Annotated in this window: 13 protein-coding genes and 1 pseudogene; 3 read left to right on the forward strand and 11 right to left on the reverse strand. The window is 69.8% G+C overall.

Going from position 1 to position 16885, the window contains the following annotated elements; all coding sequences use genetic code 11:
- Window positions 1-4: 4 nt before the first annotated feature.
- On the reverse strand, window positions 5-547 hold the full coding sequence (locus tag CLV92_RS19635) for a hypothetical protein (RefSeq protein WP_146099682.1): 543 nt from the start codon (window positions 545-547) through the stop codon (window positions 5-7).
- A 132-nt stretch (window positions 548-679) separates the two neighbouring features.
- Between CLV92_RS19635 and CLV92_RS19640 the strand changes: the two genes are divergently transcribed.
- On the forward strand, window positions 680-1486 hold the full coding sequence (locus CLV92_RS19640; RefSeq protein ID WP_104435626.1) for a transposase family protein: 807 nt from the start codon (window positions 680-682) through the stop codon (window positions 1484-1486).
- Between the two features lie 141 nt (window positions 1487-1627).
- Here CLV92_RS19640 and CLV92_RS21165 read toward each other — a convergent pair whose 3' ends face one another.
- On the reverse strand, window positions 1628-2362 hold the full coding sequence (locus tag CLV92_RS21165; protein WP_146099683.1) for a hypothetical protein: 735 nt from the start codon (window positions 2360-2362) through the stop codon (window positions 1628-1630).
- Window positions 2363-2567: 205 nt separating this feature from the next.
- On the opposite strand from CLV92_RS21165, the pseudogene CLV92_RS21170 reads away from it, so the two are divergent.
- Window positions 2568-2696 (forward strand): annotated as a pseudogene (locus CLV92_RS21170) (IS5/IS1182 family transposase); the annotation flags it as partial.
- On the opposite strand, the gene CLV92_RS19645 reads toward CLV92_RS21170, so the two are convergent.
- The 8 genes from CLV92_RS19645 to eccCa form a co-directional block, all read right to left on the reverse strand.
- On the reverse strand, window positions 2690-3604 hold the full coding sequence (locus tag CLV92_RS19645) for a hypothetical protein (protein WP_104435628.1): 915 nt from the start codon (window positions 3602-3604) through the stop codon (window positions 2690-2692). The pseudogene CLV92_RS21170 and the gene CLV92_RS19645 sit on opposite strands and share 7 nt — an antisense overlap.
- 47 nt (window positions 3605-3651) lie before the next feature.
- The gene (locus tag CLV92_RS19650) at window positions 3652-4266 is read right to left on the reverse strand and encodes a hypothetical protein (RefSeq protein WP_104435630.1); all 615 of its coding nucleotides are present in this window, start codon (window positions 4264-4266) and stop codon (window positions 3652-3654) included.
- A gap of 143 nt (window positions 4267-4409) precedes the next feature.
- Complete coding sequence (locus tag CLV92_RS21175) at window positions 4410-4706, reverse strand: hypothetical protein (RefSeq protein ID WP_146099685.1); 297 nt, start codon at window positions 4704-4706, stop codon at window positions 4410-4412.
- A 354-nt stretch (window positions 4707-5060) separates the two neighbouring features.
- Window positions 5061-6710, reverse strand: coding sequence for a DUF4407 domain-containing protein (locus tag CLV92_RS19655; protein ID WP_158257352.1), 1650 nt, complete (start codon window positions 6708-6710; stop codon window positions 5061-5063).
- Between the two features lie 104 nt (window positions 6711-6814).
- Complete coding sequence (locus CLV92_RS21695) at window positions 6815-7987, reverse strand: hypothetical protein (protein ID WP_158257353.1); 1173 nt, start codon at window positions 7985-7987, stop codon at window positions 6815-6817.
- Window positions 7988-8143: 156 nt separating this feature from the next.
- A complete protein-coding gene (locus CLV92_RS19660; RefSeq protein WP_211291297.1) occupies window positions 8144-8713 on the reverse strand; it encodes an excalibur calcium-binding domain-containing protein in 570 nt (189 codons plus the stop codon).
- A gap of 453 nt (window positions 8714-9166) precedes the next feature.
- Window positions 9167-9481, reverse strand: coding sequence for a helix-turn-helix domain-containing protein (locus CLV92_RS21180; protein WP_146099686.1), 315 nt, complete (start codon window positions 9479-9481; stop codon window positions 9167-9169).
- A 262-nt stretch (window positions 9482-9743) separates the two neighbouring features.
- Window positions 9744-13931 carry a type VII secretion protein EccCa gene (eccCa, locus tag CLV92_RS19665; protein WP_342762372.1) on the reverse strand — a complete coding sequence of 1396 codons (4188 nt, stop codon included), beginning with the start codon at window positions 13929-13931 and terminating at the stop codon, window positions 9744-9746.
- Here eccCa and CLV92_RS21185 point away from each other — a divergent pair.
- Entirely contained in the window at window positions 13921-15399 is a 1479-nt protein-coding gene (locus CLV92_RS21185; RefSeq protein ID WP_146099687.1) for an EsaB/YukD family protein, read from the forward strand. The genes eccCa and CLV92_RS21185 overlap by 11 nt on opposite strands.
- A gap of 759 nt (window positions 15400-16158) precedes the next feature.
- On the opposite strand, the gene CLV92_RS19675 is transcribed toward CLV92_RS21185, so the two are convergent.
- The gene (locus tag CLV92_RS19675; protein ID WP_146099688.1) at window positions 16159-16833 is read right to left on the reverse strand and encodes a hypothetical protein; all 675 of its coding nucleotides are present in this window, start codon (window positions 16831-16833) and stop codon (window positions 16159-16161) included.
- Window positions 16834-16885 lie beyond the last annotated feature (52 nt).

Consider the following 16885-nt stretch of genomic DNA (forward strand, 5'->3'; position numbering starts at 1 on the left):
ACGCTCAGGAGATCTCGTGGGGCTCGGAGATTCTGACAATTAGGTCGGGAGAGCCCCCTTCAAAAGGGCAATCGATGTTGTGGGCGATAACCTTGGAACTGCCTGGCCGGGCAGTGAGCTTGACGCAAATGCTCATGCCATAACCCACACCGGACTTTCCGAGAAAACCGCCGTCAGTACTGTCATATCCGGTCACCGCGAACTCGATCTCCGTAGCGCCGTCAGCGCGGGCGGTAACGTCACCCATAAACACGTCGCCCTCGACATCAAGTGCTCGAGGTAGCGCGGAAGCATCAGCCATGCACTGACTCATCGGTGCCTGTCCCTGCTGTGCAGACCCGTTGGTGGCTGCGCATGCCTGCATCTTCTTCATCAGCTCCGGGAGTATCTCCTCAGCGCGCTCCTTGGCGTTCTCCTTCAACTCGACGTCCGAGGTGCCGTCATGCAACAAGCCCAGAAGGAGAGGTGCGAAAATCACAAGCGCGAAGAGCAAGAGGACCACCATAAGCGGCTTCACGTCGCGCGGCGGCGCGTCCTGCATGGTCATGGCGCCTTTCACTGTGCCACTTCTCAGTGGCGAGCTGATCAGGGCTGATGCTGGGGCGATTGGCGCAGACAGGGCTTGAGTGGTCATGATTTCCAGCCACCAAGCATGGAACCGTGACCCCTTGGGGCCCGTGTGCTCTTCTATCGTGCCAGCCTCGACGTGCCCGTCGAACTCGCCTACGACCTCGCCACCCTGCTGCGCGCCCACCGCACTTTGATCGGCACCCGCAGGGGCCGCCGGGCTCTGGGCTGCTACCAGCAAGCCGTCTTAGCCCTGCGGTGGTTCCGCGACGCCACCCGCATCCCCGCCCTGGCTCGAGACGCCGGCATCGGCCTGGCCACGGCCTACCGCTACCTGCATGAAGTCATCGTCGTCCTCGCCGCGCAGGCACCCGACCTACACGACGTGCTCGCTGCAGCGCTGCGCAGCGGTCAGGACCACGTGCTCCTAGACGGGACCCTCATCCCGTCCGACCGGGTCAACGAACCGCACCGGCGCAGTGACCGCTGGTACTCCGGCAAGCACCACCGTCACGGCGGCAACGTCCAAGTCCTGTGCGCCGCGGACGGGACACCGATCTGGACTTCACCCGTCGAGCCGGGCTCCACCCACGATCTCACCGCCGCCCGCCGCCATGCCCTCCCCGCGCTGTACCCGGCCGCCACCAAGGGCCTACCTGTCCTCGCCGACAAGGGCTACACCGGCGCCGGCGCCGGGATCCATGTCCCCGTACGCCGCCCCGGCGGCACCCACATCCTCGACCCGGTCACGCGAGGGTGGAACTCCTACATCAACACTCACCGTGCCCCCGTCGAGCGAGGCATCGCCGTGCTGAAGAAGCGATGGAAAGCCCTTCAGCAAGTCAGCCTCTGCCCTCAACGCATCGGTGACATCGTCGCCGCAGCCCTCGTCCTCACCATCCACGAAAAGCGCTACTGAGAAAGGCTTAGTGAGCCCCTCCATGTGACGGTCGACGGCTTCGAGTTGGAACACAGTAAGGTTTTGTCAGTAGCGACCGGTCGCTACTGACAAGGGCTCACTGGATATCGCTGTAGCTAAATGCACCGCAAGCGCCAACTGTCAATCAAAAATCAGCAGATGAGCCAACCATGAAAGTGTTCCAACAATCGCGGCGCCGGAGATTGTCGCGAGAAGACCAAACGAAACACTGATAACTCCGCCAAGCGCACTCACTGCAGTCAACAGTGTGGCGCTTGATGCTCCGCTTGTCGGCATGGTAGTTCCAAGTTTCGACATGGCAATTGCCCAAGCGCCTCCGATCAACCAATTGACCAGAATTAATAAAAGTGTGACCCCTGCGATGGCCAGGGTTGACGCCCAGTCTGGCCACCTCAGTCCGCCCTCCCACCACCACGGCAGCGCGGCAACGATGGCTGCGATGGCACCGCCATGCGCGACCCAGGTAGACGAGTCGCTGAGACTCATCCGCACGAGACGCTTGCCGGCTGTAGGAAGCCGGGGCACGAGAACGCTGACGTAGCCACCGGCCTCAACGAGAAGGTCTTCACGAGCGGCTTCCTGCTCGGGTAGCGAGCGGTTGCGCCGAAGGTCTTTGAGCGCGCGTATGAAAAACAATCCGGTGAAAACATGCGCAAGCGTCAGGGCAAATAATCCCACCCACGCCGCCTTCAATGGAAAATTTTCAATTATCCAGAAATTGACTTCTCCCGAGTTACTGAGAATTCGAGCGCTAATTATGACAAGCGCGGCAACGCTGCCAACTTGAAGGACGAGACTTACCGTCTTGGCCCATTTTATGGCCATCCGGTGCTCCAGCGGCTTGTCTTCCGGCACCGTCACACTCTGCCACTCTGACAATGAGTGAGGGAAGCAGTTCGCAAAAGTTCCTTGCTCCTTCTTCGCTGCGCCGAGGAGCTTCCGTCCCTTCTGGACGTCCGCTCATGGCTGCGGGCGTGGTCGGGTGTCCGTGGAAGGTGGAACGCGCGACCTCCACTCTGCCAGAGGCTGGAACTCCTACGTCAACGCCAACCGCGCCTTTGTCAAGCACGGCATCGCCCACCTCAAGACCCGCTGGCGGGCGCTACGCCGCGTCAGCCTCTGCCCGTGGCGCATCTCCGCGATCATCGCTACAGCCCTCGTCCTCAGCCAGTTGGAGAGCCGCTACTGACAAAGGCTCAGTAGGTGAGCGAATCCGGTCCCAGTCAGGTCGACGAGGTCGCGCAGGCGAATCGTGGCGCCGTCGCGGGTGAAGTGGTCCCCCTCCCCCGGCTCCGGCGTCCACTCCGCTCCGGCGACGGCGTCCAGCAACACGGGCAGGTGCGGAGCGATCGACGCGCTGCGGGCCCTGGCGGCCGCGTCGTCGTCGGAGGCCAGCGTGGCGACCGTCTGCCCCAGCAGGGCCAGGCCGTTGTGGAGGGTCCCGCGCAGGAAATCCTCGCCGGCGGCCGGGCCGGAGAAAAGCGTCGCGTCGTGGGCGGGGTCCACGGCGACGTAGCGCAGCTCCAGATCCTTGCGGGACACGCTCAGGCGGGCTCCCGCTGGCCACGGGCCGGCGCCCGGGTCCTCGCCGTTCAAGGTGAAGGCGGTGCGGCCGAGCATGGGGCCGGGATCGCGGCGGGCGACGTCGGGGAACTGCCCGATGGTGGCGTCGAGAAAGCGGTCCAGGGTGGGGAACCGCAGCACGCAGTGGCCGGCGAAGTCACCGGCCTCGGTGAAGTGAGGCTCCAGGCTGCCGTAGGCGTTGCCGCCGTGGGCGCCGTGCACTTCCAGGCGGACGGGCTTGATCTCCACCGGCACGCCAAGGGCGGTGTAGGTCACACGCATGCTGTGCGCCGCCTCCAGGCAGGCGTTGCCCGGCAGGCCGTGGTGGTGCAGGTGGTCGAGGAAGATGAGTGTCGGCAGCAGGGTGAGCAGGTGGATGGGTTCTCCGCGCTCCAGCAGCATTGGAATCAGGCGCGGGTCGCTGACGAGACGCTGGGGGCGGTAGCCCTGCCGGCCCCGGCTACCGCGGGAGGTGGTGGTCGCATCGACCGGCTTGCGGGTGGCGGTTCGGTTCGGTGTCCGCTTGTTCTTCATGACGCTCCTCGTGGCGGTTGGCGTGCGGTGCGGGCGGGATGGTGCACTCAGGTGGTCAGACCAACCGTGAGAGCGACCTCGAGGGCGATGGCGGCCATGAAGCAGCAGGCGGCGAGGCCGGCTGCCCCGGCAGCGAGGACGGGCATCCACGCCGGGCGCTGCCACTGCGGGACGTTGCCTCGCACCGCGGCTCTCCACTGCGCAACGCTGGCGTAGCCGTGGACGGTGACTGCAGCCGGTGGCGCCTCGAGGCATGCCACGGCCCGGTCCCAGCGGCGCACCGCGAGGGCCTCGTCCGGCAGCTGCTGCAGCGCCGTAGGGGCGAAAGTGTGCACCCAGATCGCTGAGCTCTTCGACCAAGGCCAGATCCCGAGATCCCACAGCACCGTCCAGGTGTCGGGCACGCCGGCGAAGACGAAGGCGGCCGGACGCACGAAGGGTGGCGTCATCCACCGCACCCACGGGCGGCTGCGGCGGCAGCAGCGGGCCGGGTCGAGCTGGATGGGCCCCGGCGCCGGCTCCCCCGCCTTGGCCCGCTGCACGTGGAAGACCTGCACGCGACGTAGCTGTGCCAGCTCCGCGGCCGTGGGTCGGCGATAGGAATTCGTACCCAGCACAGCAAGAGCGCCCACAGCCACCAGCAGCAGCATCGTCGTCAGCACAGCCCCTCCCCCACCTCGGCAAGATCGACAAGACCGAGCATGGCGGCACCCTCCGACACATGAACGGCTACACGCCGTAGCCAACGTCCAGCCCCCGTGCCGGCGACGTCCCTCGCCCCATGACGCCCCGACAGGAGCTCACCTCACAGGCGGGGTCGCCAGGTGCGGCCCCTGAGGGCCTCGTGCAGAACCGAGGTTCCACGAGCCCGGGCGGTCAGTTCCCGCCCGATGGACGCCACGGCGTCACGAACGGCGAGGCGCTCAGCAGGAGTGTGCTCCGCGACCACTCCCCCAGCATCGGGCTCGCCGAGTTCCCGCCAGCATCGACGAGCAGCTTCGACGTCGGCGCGCACCTGGTGGCTGGCCAGCCACGCCAGCACGACGGGGTGACGGCGCAGCACTTCCTCTTCCCGCCAGCTCGCCGGGCCGTACGAGAGCATCAGCTCCGCCGCTTCTACGTCCCACGTCTCGACGCTCGGCGGCGGTACGCCGGGAGGCCAGCCGGGCGGTCTCCAGGACCGCGCGACAGGCCCATCTCCGGCGCGGCGCATGCCAAGAAGTCTGACGCACCACACGGGGTGGCGCTCGAACACGCGTTCGACAAGCCTGCGGCTCGTCGCTAGGGTCAGTTCGTCGCTGGCCGGGGGCGTGGAGTGGGGAAGCTCTCCGCTGCCCGGTCAGCGGCACCACGTGTGAGGGCAGGATGAGCCGTCCATCCCGCGCCGGAGCAAGACTGTGGTCGTCCCGCAGCAGCGCCCCGTCTGAAGACGGCAGAGAAGCCATGACGCTTCACTTCAGAGATGGCGGGGGTGCTGATGCGGCAGGGGGACGGTGTCGGAGTCCCTTGTCGCGGTGCCGGCGGCCGGCTGGACGTGCCCTGGGTTGGGTTCGAACGGGGCACCGGGACCATGCGGGCGCGGCGGTGCTGTGCCGTGGCTGAGATCTGCAGAGTCGATGGGCTTGGTCAGTGATGACGTCCCCGCCGCGGCCCAGTTGCCGTCGTCGTGCGGCTCGCCGGGGGTTGCGGTGTCTGTGGAGGGCTGTGCGCCGGTGGTGCGTGGGTGGTGCTGCGGCGTCACGTGGGGATAGGTGACGCTGACGTTGTTGAGGTTGAGGATGCGACGTCGAGGGTCTGCGTCAGCGGTGGTCATCTCGCTGGCCAGCCGCGCGGTTTGGGTGGTCTTCCAGTGCTGGACTGCTTCGGCGGCCAGGTCTACCTGGGCGTCGAGGACGATGCGGGCCGCGCGAACTTCGGCGGTCAGTTGTGAGGCGGAGCGGGCCCGGGCGGCGTCGAGCTCGGCTTGCGCCTTGGCTTCGGCTTCGTTGTACGCGGTGTGGGCGAGGAGCAGCTCTCGCTTCTGCACGAACTCGTCCTCGGCTTCCATCAGGGTCTCGTAGCTGCTGCGCTTGCCGAGGAGCAGGATGGTCTTGAACAGTACCGGCAGGCACTCCAGCGCGGTGAGGAAGCCGAAGAGAACCCCGTGCGCGAGCTTCAAGGTCGGCCGGTTTTCCTCCAGTTCGTGCAGTGCCTGCAGGCGGGCTAGGAGACCGTCGTCTGCGGCGACGGCGGCGTCATTGGCGGCGACTTCTCGTGCCCGGGCCTGCTCGGCGGAGGCGACCTTGGTCTGCAATGCCTTCAGCTGTGCCTGCTTGTCGGTGACGAGGGCGCTCACCTGCTGTTCGGCGCTGGCGGCGACTTGCTGCTTTGTGGTGGTCAGCTGTGCGATGAGGGTGGCTCGCTCGCCGGCGAGACGGTCGCGGCGGGCTTCCTTGTCCCGGGCGGCGGGGCCGGCACCGAGGCGGCCGGAGCCGCAGGTGCCTTCCTTCTCGCAGGCCACGTCCTGCTCGGCGCGGTTGTAGTCGGCTTCCACCTGCGCCAGTCGCTGGGTGAGGTCTGCCACCTCGGGGTGGTTGCGGATGACGTCGGCGGGGCTGGCGGTGGCGATCTCCTGCTGCAGGCGCACGGCCTGCTCTCGGTCGGCGGGCAAGCTGGTGAAGCGGGGGTCGGCCTGCATGCGCCGCTCGAAGTCGGCCAGGGCTTCAGCGTGAGTCACCTGCAGGTGAGCGTTGATCTCGCCGTTGAAGGCCAGCAGCGTCAGCGGCGTCGAGACCACGAGGCCGATCACCACGGCGAGCACCACCCGCGGCACTCCCATGAGGAGAGTCTTGATCCAGTGGGACTGGCGCAGGGTGGACACCACCAGCCAGCGGTCCAGGTTGAGGATCAGGACACCCCAGATCAGGCCGCCGACCGCGGCGGCCAGCCAGTGCAGGTGGAAGACGACCCCGAGGGCCACTGAGCAGGAGATGACGGCCAGAAAGGCCGTCGTGAGGACCGCTCCCCCGAGGCTGACCTGCTTGACATGGTCCTGCGGGGCCCGCTGCAGGATCGTGCGGTTGGTACCGGCGACCGTCAACATCGCGCCGGAGAGGGCCGAGGTCACTCGGGCGAGCTGACGCGCGGGAAGTCCGCGCAACCACCGGAGGAGGCGGCGCAGGCCGTCGAAAGCGGCCCCCAGGAGGCTGGTGAGACGCTGTGCGGGGCGGGTCACGGTGTGCAGGGCCCTTCCTGGCGCGTGTGGTGGTCCTGCGATGAGGATGGCTCGGCGCCGGGCGTGTGCTGGGGGGCGCTGAAGCCTGCGGGTGGGCGTTGTGGTGGGTTCCGGTGGACGGCGCGGGCTTGGACGAGGGCGTCCAGAGCCGTGTCCAGGCCTGCGCCGAGGGCGGAGGTGACCGCGGAGTGCACCTGCCGGGTGGCGCCTTGCCACCACCGCCACAGGGGGGCCGGGGTCAGCATCGGCTGTAGCTGCGGTGGCGGGGCCAGCGGGCGCACGCCGTCCTGCTCGGCGTAGAGCTTCTGCAGCGCCCATGTCGCCGGCCGGGCATCCAGCAGTGCGGACACGTCCGCGCGAAGCCGCACCTGCGGCGGGGCCGGCACGGTGAGGGTGTCGATCCGCGGCATCGGCAGGACGACGACAAGCTCCGTCCACTCCGGCCGTTCCCCCAGCCCGTTGCGCCCGATGACCGGGATCGCGCGGGACTCCTCCACCAGCAGCTGTGTGGAGCCGGTCGGCGGGAAGCCGCCTCGCCCATCGACGGTCACCTCGACGGCGTGCTCGAAGGACCACGACACCTGCACGGGCAGGCCCTGGCAGGTCACCGCCGGCTCCACGCTCAGGTGGCGCAGCACCGGTGCGCTGGGCCAGTCATGAGGCAGGTGCGCCAGCTGGTCATCCCAGTACCCGTCGCGACCGCCTCCTCCCGCCGGCAGTGCCCCCACCGGCACGCCCGCTTCAAGGCCAGACGCAGGTGCCTGCCCGTCGATGGGGAGGGAGAAGACCCTGCGCCCACCCTCCGCGCCCCAGACCGCGGTGGCGTTTGCCGGTCCGGCATGTCGACCTGGACCGAGGCCCGTGGCCCAAAGCCATCCCGCTGCGCCTGCGCCCTTGGCCGGGGGTCTGGCGCCGGTGCCTCGTCCGCCTTTCGCGGAGGGCTGCAGGGCGTACAGGAGGCGGAAGGTCACGGCCACAAAGGTCAGCAGCAGGGCGAGGGCGAGGAGTTGAGCGGCGGCGTCGATGAGGAACTGCACGAACGCCGGCCAGCTGAACGGGGCACCGAAGTCGATATAGGGCATGGCGGCCCCGACCAGCACCACCACTGCCGCCGCGCCCCCTGCCAGCCGAATCGGACGCTGCAGCCACCGCCGTACCTGGTTGCCCATGACGACTCCCTCCCCTACGAACATCACCGGGCGCCACAGCCCCCGTCGTCAGCACATCCACTACCTGCAGTGCCCCCTGCCCACGTTGTCCTCGTCCGCGGCCGGTGGTCGATGCGTGCGTGTGGGCACCGGGGCAGCTGCGGTAGGCGCGAAGGACTACTCGCAGCCCACCCCATCGCGGTCGCGGTCGAACTTCTGCTGCCATCCCGGCTCACTGGGGTAGATCGGTGCGGCGCCGGCTGCGCGTACCGCCGCGCAGTTGGCGTAGTACACCCGCGGTTCGCTACCGGCCACCACACCCGCAGAAGGCGTCGACGCCTTCGACGGAGGCGCAGTAGAGGTCGGGGTGACCGGGGATGCCTGCGATGTGCCGGAAGGCTGACTTCCTGGCGCTGCGTCGTGGTCGGCTGCATTCAGCTGATCAGCTGCAGTGGAGCTGTCCGCTGACACAGGCGTGGGCGTGGGCACCGACGTGGCATCGTCTGGGGCAGCCGGTGAGGAGGCGAGAACAGCACCGGTCAGCAGACCAAGCAGACCCATGGCGGCGATCACGCAGCCGGCGACACGGGTGGGGATGACCGCCCATTCCAGCCCGTCGCGCAGCGCGGCGACTGCACCGAGAACGGTGAGCACCGCCCCGGCTGCGATCAGCCCACCCGGCAAGATGGTGCTCGCCCAGCCGGCCGTCAACGCCGCCAGGCCCCCGAGGCACCCGGCGGCCGCCACGAGCCCTTGAGCCGCCCGCGGCGGCCCCGGCTGAGGGGCACCTGGACCCTCTAGGCCACGGGCAGGATCACCGATGTGGCTGTGGGTGTCTTGCAGTGGCACCTCGAGGGGCGTCTGGACATACAACGGCGCGGTCGCGCCCGGCACCTTCGGTCCCGGCCGCGGTGACGACATGCGCGGCGATCGGGTCACCGAAACCTCCAGGCAGAACGCTCCAGCTCCGCACGCTAGCCACCCGCTCGCTTCGCTTGGGGGCGTTTCGCATTCCTCACCTAGATGGCAGGAGGCACGTCACCGCACGTCGCCTTCCAAGCGACCCATAGTCACGGTTCAGAGGGTGTTCACGGTCTTCACGGCAGGCACACGGTGGTGTGACGGGACGGGGGGAGACTGGCGGGGGTGCGCGGTGGACTGCGTCGTCGCCGTGGGACAGCGGCTTGAGCCACGCCCCAGTCATGATCTTTTCGAGGGGGTGTCGGGTCGGCTCAGGCGGTAGCCGGTTTGCCGAGGTGGCGTCTGCGCCTGCCGGTGCAGCCAGCCGGCTGCGCGCAGCCACGCCACGTGCTCCGCGACGCGACGGCGGCTGCATCCGGTCGCCGCGACCAAGTCGTCCCAGGTGGCGCAGGTGACGCCGTCGTCATTGATCGAGGCGGTCAGTGCGCCGGCGGTGCGGCTGGCGTTGCGGATGAAGTCGGCGCGACGACCCGAGGTAGCCAGCGCGGCTTCGACGGCCTTGAGCCATCTCAGCGGTTCCGGCGCCACGCCCACCTCTATCAACCTACGCGATCCCTCACATGCCGCTTACCGCGACGAAGGCGGTCCTCGCGCAGCGTCCAGGGCCGAGTTGAGAGGCTGAGAGCGGGCGTACGCGAGGGCCAGACGTGAGGGGCCGCCACGCCAGCGGCTGGGTGTTGTGAGTCCCCGTTCACGTCGAGCATCACGTCGATTCAACGCTCCTGAGACTCCGGGCTCAGCCGGGCTTCAGTTGAGGACCGCGATCGGCACGGGTCGCGGTCCGTGGCGGGTTGCCTCAGCGGGTGTCGTCGTCGGCGAGGGCGACCTGCACGAGTTGCGGGCTGCGTCCACGCGCTACGTGCAGGGCGCGGCCGGGTGGCAGGGTCTGCATTCGTGCACCGTGTGCGATGACCCCTTCGTCCTTGGGACCTGACAGCAGCAGCGCCTGGCTGCCCAGCTCCCGCAGCCGGCGCAGGACCGGCTGCATCATGGCAGCGGCCACTCCCCCGGCGGATTGGGCCACGACCAGGTGCAAGCCGACGTCGCGGGCCACCGGCAGCAGGTCCAGCAGTTCCGCGAGGGGGTCGTTGCCGCTGTTGGAGACGAGGTCGTGGTCGTCCATGACGACCAGGGCGCGGGGGCCGCTCCACCAGGTGCGGGCCTGCAGTTGTTCGCGGCTGACGTCGGGGCCGGGCAGTCGCTCGGTGAGCTTGCCGGCGAGGTCCTTGAGGGTGCCGGCTGCGGCGGGGGCGGAGGCGCAGTAGCGGGAGAGGTGGGTGTCGTCGACGGCATCGAGGAGGCCGCGGCGGTAGTCGACGACGACGACGAGGAGTTCCTCGGGGGTGTAGGCGGTGGTGACCTGCCGAAGCAGCGTGCGCAGCAGGCTCGTTTTGCCTGCGCCGGAGTCACCGATCACCAGCAGGTTCGAGTCGCGGGCGTCGATGAGGTCCAGATGTGCCGGGGCGAGGTCGCTCTCGCGGACTCCGATGGCCAGTGGGGGACGGCGCTGAGGACGAGCGCCGGGGGCTGCCGCCGAGGTCGTCTCGCTGCTCGTTGGGCTGTCGGCGTCCGGCTGCGAGACGGGGGTGCTGTGCTGTTCGGTGAGTCGGGTGTTCAGCTGGGCGAGGGTGAGGTGGGTGGGCAGCAGCCGCACCGGCGGGGCGGGCGGGCCCGACCATGCCTGGGCGAGGCGGGCGGCGGTCTCGGTGAATGGCTCTGGCTGCGCTGGTTGGCCGCTGAGGGTGGTGAGCGTAACGGGCAGGGCGACCTGCACCTTGGAAGTGGCGTTGACCAGCAGGCGCCCGGGGATCGTGGGCATGGCCTTGGCGGCCTTGCGGTCGGCGCTGGTCTCAGCCGGGTCTCCCAGGCGCAGCTCGACCTTGGTGCCGAGGCTGTCCCGCAACGCCGGACGTAGGTCGAACCAGCGTGCGGTGCTGACGATGACATGCAGGCCGTAGGCGGCGCCCCGGGCCGCGAGGGCGGTGACGGGCTGCTCGAGGTCTTCGAAGTCTGAGCGCAGCACACTCCAGCCGTCGACGATGAGGAAGACGTCGCCGTAGGCGTCCCATGCCCACTTCGCGGCACCCGCGTCACCGGAGACCGGGACCTCAGAGGAGGAAGTCGGGGGCGTGGAGGAGGTGGCTGCGGCGTTGCGCTGGGCGCGGTAGGCGAGCCAGGACTCCACCCCGGCATCGACGAAGCGCTGCTCACGGGCTTCCAGCAGCGCTTGCATCTGGGCGATGGCGCGGCGTACCAGCTCGGGACGCTGACGGGAGGCGACGACCCCGACGTGGGGCAGGGCCTCCAGGCCGGTGAGGGCACCCCCTCCGAGGTCGATGCAGTACATCTGCACCTCCGCCGGGGTATGGGTCAGGGCCAGGGAGGTGACCAGGGTGCGCAGGAAGGTGCTCTTGCCGGACTGCGGTGCCCCGGCGATGCCGAGGTGGCCACCGGCGGCGGCGAGGTCGAGTGCGTAAACCCCTTGCACCTGCCGCTCGGGCAGGTCGATGAGCCCGATGGGTGCGCGCAACCCGCCGCTGGAGGCGCTGGCGTGGTAGCCACGTTCGGGGTTGCTGCTGAGCCGGCCCAGGCAGGCGTGCAGCGGCAGACTCGTGGGCAGCGGGGGCAGCCAGACCTGCTTGACCGGGGCCGCGGCGCCGCGCAGGCGCTCAGCGATCACGTCGAGGACCGAGGCGGTGTTGGGGTCGGACAGTTGCGGGGCCAGCGCCGGCAGGGGCGCGGTGGTCTCCTGCCCGGCGGCGAAGGCGTCGAAGCGGCGCGGGCGCGGCAACAGCGGCTGGACAGGGGTGACGTCACCGGCCTGGTAGGGGGCGGAGACGGTCGCTGCCCGCAGTCGCTGGAAGACGGTGGTGTCGACCTTGAGATATGCCGAGCCCGGCACCGGTGGCAGTTCGAACGCGTCGGCGCTGCCGATGACGGTGCGGCTCTCGGCGGCGGAGAAGGTGCGCAGCGCGATGCGGTAGGACAGGTGGCTGTCCAGGCCGCGCAGTCGGCCTTCCTCCAGCCGCTGGGTGGCCAGCAGAAGGTGCACGCCGAGGCTGCGCCCGAGGCGGCCGATCATGACGAAGAGGTCGATGAACTCCGGCTTCTGCGCCAGCAGCTCACTGAACTCGTCCACCACGACCAGTAGGTGCGGCATCGCGGCGATGTCGGCGCCGGCGAGGCGGCGGGCGCGGTGCTCGCGGATGCTGGCGAGGTTGCCGCAGTCACGCAGCAACTCCTCGCGGCGGCGCATCTCCCCGCGCAGGGTTTCAGCGAAGCGGTCGACGGTGTCGGGATCGTCTTCGAGGTCGGTGAGGGCGCCTGCGACGTGGGGCAGTTGCTGCAGGCCGGCGAAGGTCGCCCCGCCCTTGAAGTCCACGAGCACCAGCGCCAAGTCCTCGGGCGCGTGGGTGAGGGCCAGGCCAGCCACGAGCGTGCGCAGCAGTTCGGACTTGCCGGAGCCGGTGGCGCCGACGACGAGGCCGTGGGGGCCCATCCCGCCGAGGGCGGACTCCTTCAGGTCCAGCTCCACGGGGCGTCCCTCGGCGTCGACGCCGATCGGCACGCGAAGCAGTGCCCGCTGCGGGTGCTGCTGCCAAAGCTGCTGCGGTGCCAGCTGCTGCAGGTCGTCGATGCCGAGGAGGTCGGGTAGGCCGCTGACACTGCCCAGGGACATCTCCGTCGCCTCCTCCTGCAGCTGCAGAGGGGACAGGCGGCGGGCGAGGACTTCTGCCTCGGCGAGGCTGAGCTCGTCGGCGTGCAGACTCGAGGTCTGGCCCAGCAGCTCCAGCGCAGCGCGGCGGGCCAGCTGCACTTCCGGCCCAGCCTGCGAGCCGGAGGTTCGGCTGCAGTGCTGCGGTGAGCGCAGCACGACCGTCATCTCCGCCGGCGCCTGCGCTGAGGGTGCGCTCAGGTGCAGGGAGACATCGACGGTGGCCGGCTCCTCGCTGGCGAAGGCCAGCAGCCGCAGCTGCGCGACGCCCAGGGCGGCGACCTCGGCGAAGGGGTCGGACTCCCCCACCGCGCCGTCGATGACGACCAGCAGGGCGGGGCCCGCGGGGCTGCCGGTGGCGGCGTGGGCGCGGCGGCGCTCCAGCTCCGCGTCCAGCAGCAGCGCCAGGCTGGAGGCATCCTCGGTCAGCAGCAGCCGCCCGGCCCCCTCACCGCCGGTGTCGGGATGGCGGGCGTGCGGCGCCCACTTCAGCCACTCCCACTCCTCCACCGCGTGCGCACCGGCCGGGGTGCACACCGCGATGCGCACGTCATCTGGTGCGTGCAACGCCAGCAAGGAGGCGATCATGGCGCGGGCGGTGGCGCGGGTACGCGCGGGAGTCCCGATGAGGGTCGTGATGCCGGTCTGCAGGGGCAAGGCCACCGGGACCTCGGCGACCTGGGCGTGGCCGTGCAGCAGCTGCTGCACGGCCTCCGCGCAGGTGGGGTCGCTGGGGCGGGACGGGTCGTCCTCGGGCAGTCCTGGCAGGTGCAGCGCAGGCACCTGCCCCACCCCGACTCGCAGGAGCAGGAAGTCCTCATCGTCGCTGCGCCGCTCCCACACCCGCCCCGCCTGCACGACGCCCGCGGTCAGCTGCGCCGGGGCGGGGTGGCGGGTAGCGGCCTCTTCCCGTTGGGCCGCGGCGTTGGCCTCGATCAAGGCACGCACGTCCATCAGGTGCCGCAGGTAGCGCACTCGCCCGTCGAAGGTCTGCCCCCGGGTGCGTGAACGCATCTGCAGGAACATCGCCAGCCCCATGGCGATGGATCCGAGGACGAACACTGCGCCCGCGATGAGGAACAGCGGGTTGCCTCGCATCAGCGCCACAACAAGCATGCCCGCGCTGCCCAGCACGGGAAACAGGGCGTAGGTCCAGTTTGAGGTGGCTGTGGGATCGGCCAACGGAGGGGGTGGGCTCAACCGAACGGGTGCGCCGATGAGCGCCGAGGCTGGCCTGCGCGGGCCGCGGTGAACGAGCATGTTCGTCATGTCGGCGACCTCAGACCTCACCACGTCCGGCAACGGGCACAACCCCTGGCTCAACGAGGTTGCCAGCCTGGGTGGGGACGACGCCTGCTCCGCCACACGAATGCACTGGCTCAACGTGAAGGTCGTCACTCCAACGGGCGCCCTCGACATCACCCTTCCGGACTCCCGGCCTGTCGCCGAGATCATCGACGAGCTCACCTCCCGTCTTGCCCCTGGCGCACCGCTATCGGCTCCGGCTGGTGGCTGGCATCTGCACCGTCTCGGTGGGGCCGCCTTCCGCCCCGGCCAGCCCCTGGCCGCGCTGAAGTTGCGTGATGGTGACGTCCTCTATCTCAGCGCTGAGCGGACACCGGATCCGGCGCGGCCGGTCGATGACCGGCTGCTCGTGATGGCTGAGGGTGCCGGTCTTGCTGGGCGGTGGAACCCGCGCTCGATGAGCGCGTTCGCGACGGCGGCTACTGCCCTCACCGCCGCCGCCGCGGTCGCCGCCGCGCACCTGGCGCTGCCGGGAGTCGCGGCGCTGCCGCTGGTGCTGGCCGCTGGACTGCTCACCGCAGCGGTGGCCCTCCGTCGCACCCGCACCGCCGCCGGCGAGGCCGCCGCGCTGGCCTCCCTGCCCGCCTGGGCCGGCGCCGGGCTGAGCGCAGCGACTTTCTGGTCTGCAGGCGTCGCAGCCCACGCCACCCTCGCCGGGGTGGGGCTGCTGCTCGGTGCACTTGCCGCGGCCGCCGTCGCCCCGCAGCGGATGCCGTGGTGGTCCTTCACCTGGGCCGCGGCCGGGGTCACCGCGGCCCTGGCCACTCTCAGCGGTACGCGCGCGTTGGCTCTGGGGCAGGCCGCAGCCATTACCGCAGTCATGTTGTTGCTCCTCAGCGCCGCCCTGCCGTGGCTGATCACCCGCAGCGGTGTGTGGAGCGCACCGGCGAGGCGAGCCGGCACCACGGACGCGGCCGGCCTGCGTGTCCTGGCCCGCGCGCACCGCCAGCTGCTCAACGCCGTGACTGCTGCGTTCTCGGCCGGCATCGCTGCCTGCGCAGCACTTCTGATCTTCTCCGGTGATCCCCTGCAGCAGGGCCTGGCCGCGGCGCTGGCGGTGGTGACCGGCCTTCGCGCCCGGCGCAGCTCCTTCGCGGTGGAGTCCGGCTCCATGCTGGCCGCGGCACTGACCTCATCGCTGCTCCTGCTGAGTGTGCTGGCCGTGCACGCCGACCTGCGGCTGCGGCTGCTTGTGCTGGCCGCGGCGCTGCTTCTGCTGGTGCTCTTGCTCGCCACCGTCGCCGCCCTCCAGGCCGGTGCAGGCACTGCTCGGGCAGACGCCGCGACTGCTGGTCTCGCCCGCTTCGCCACGCCCCGGCTGCGACGCGCTCTCGACGTCAGCGAGGTCATCGTCGCGATCACCATCATGCCGTTGTTGCTGGGCGCTCTCGGGGTCTACACCGCTGCCGCCAACACCGGCGCCCAGCTATGACCGATGCTTCCTAGCGCCGGTCGGCTGCCGGTGAGCCGCCGCGGCATCAACATGATCACGCGGCGAGAGCTCAACCAGACATTGGTGGGCCGTGATTTCCCGTTGACCAGACGCTCCAGCGGCCAGGTCGTCTTCATGACCTTCGAGGACGCCCTTTACGGCGCCTGACTGGCACCGAGCGGAAGACCTCAGAGCGGGCATGGAATGGAACGCTTCCACGCACCCGCCGGTGCGCTCGATGGGCAGCACCCCGTCGAGGCGCACCCCGTCGAGGCTCACCCTGTCGAGGCTCACCCTGTCGACGCACTTCGCCGTCGTCGTCCCGCCCCCGCACCGGCCGGTCCCGCGGTAGCGAGCCGATTGGGCGCCGGACGTGTGCGACACCGTGGTGTGGGTCTCCTCGCGCCGGCGCCGCAGCGATTCCCTTTTCGCTTCGCCTTTGGTCCCTGACCGAAATGCTGGGGCGGCAGAACCCTCCGTTTCCGCGCATCGGGTACCCGCGCGTTGGACCCTGCACGAGGATGGCCTCGGGGGTCCACCCGACGTGTCCAGAGCTGCAGCTGCTGAAGCGAGAGGTAGTGAAGCTTCCGGGGCGGTGCCTCGCTCAGAGTCCCGCATGCCTCTCGTGCGAGCCGACCCGTCCGCGCATTGCAGTGCGGTGGATACGCCAAGCGCCCGGGATACCCATCGGCTGATGAGTATCCCGGGCGCGATCTGACGTGGCTCCGGCGACCGCTCGGAGGCGTGACGAAGGTGCCGTCAGGCGAGACTCTCGGCGGAAGCGGCGGCCTCGGCGGCGGACAGCACCGTGTCACCGTCAAGGTCGATGACGTTCAGCGTCGCACCGTTCCAGGTCCAGGTCCCGTCACTGCCTTGCACCAGACCCTGCTGCGGCGCAGGGTCTGCTGCAGGCCCTTCCGGCGTGACCGGCACCTCAGGGCTCAGCACCTCAGGGCTCAGCACCTCAGGGCTCAGCACCTCAGGGCTCAGCACCTCGTCGGGGGTGCCCACGGTCGGCTCTTCCGGCAGGACCGGCGCCTCAGGCGCCACCACCTCAGGCGCCACCACCTCGTCCGGCGTCCCCAAGCCCGGCTCCTCCGGCAGGACCGGCGCCTCAGGCGCCACCACCTCAGGCGCCACCACCTCGTCCGGCGTCCCCAAGCCCGGCTCCTCCGGCAGGACCGGCGCCTCAGGCGCCACCACCTCAGGCGCCACCACCTCGTCCGGCGTCCCCAAGCCCGGCTCCTCCGGCAGGACCGGCGCCTCAGGCGCCACCACCTCAGGCGCCACCACCTCGTCCGGCGTCCCCAAGCCCGGCTCCTCCGGCAGGACCGGCGCCTCAGGCGCCACCACCTCAGGCGCGCAATCGGACACCTCGTCGTCGGTGTCGGGGAGCTTGACCCGGTTTCCCGGACAGGTGGGTGGCTCGATCATGCCGCAGCAGTCAGTGTGGTGTGAAGGGCTTCGTACTCGGCAGGGCTGAGGT

The sequence above is a fragment of the Kineococcus xinjiangensis genome (genome assembly GCF_002934625.1).
Classification (GTDB): domain Bacteria; phylum Actinomycetota; class Actinomycetes; order Actinomycetales; family Kineococcaceae; genus Kineococcus_A; species Kineococcus_A xinjiangensis.

Bases quoted from the DNA above. Each gene is read 5' to 3' on its own strand.
- CLV92_RS19635 (WP_146099682.1), bottom strand. From the start codon at position 547: ATGACCATGCAGGACGCGCCGCCGCGCGACGTGAAGCCGCTTATGGTG.
- CLV92_RS19645 (WP_104435628.1), bottom strand. From the start codon at position 3,604: ATGAAGAACAAGCGGACACCGAACCGAACCGCCACCCGCAAGCCGGTC.
- CLV92_RS21175 (WP_146099685.1), bottom strand. From the start codon at position 4,706: ATGCTCTCGTACGGCCCGGCGAGCTGGCGGGAAGAGGAAGTGCTGCGC.
- CLV92_RS21695 (WP_158257353.1), bottom strand. From the start codon at position 7,987: ATGGGCAACCAGGTACGGCGGTGGCTGCAGCGTCCGATTCGGCTGGCA.
- CLV92_RS21185 (WP_146099687.1), top strand. From the start codon at position 13,921: ATGTTCGTCATGTCGGCGACCTCAGACCTCACCACGTCCGGCAACGGG.
- eccCa (WP_342762372.1), bottom strand. From the start codon at position 13,931: ATGACGAACATGCTCGTTCACCGCGGCCCGCGCAGGCCAGCCTCGGCG.
- CLV92_RS19675 (WP_146099688.1), bottom strand. From the start codon at position 16,833: ATGATCGAGCCACCCACCTGTCCGGGAAACCGGGTCAAGCTCCCCGAC.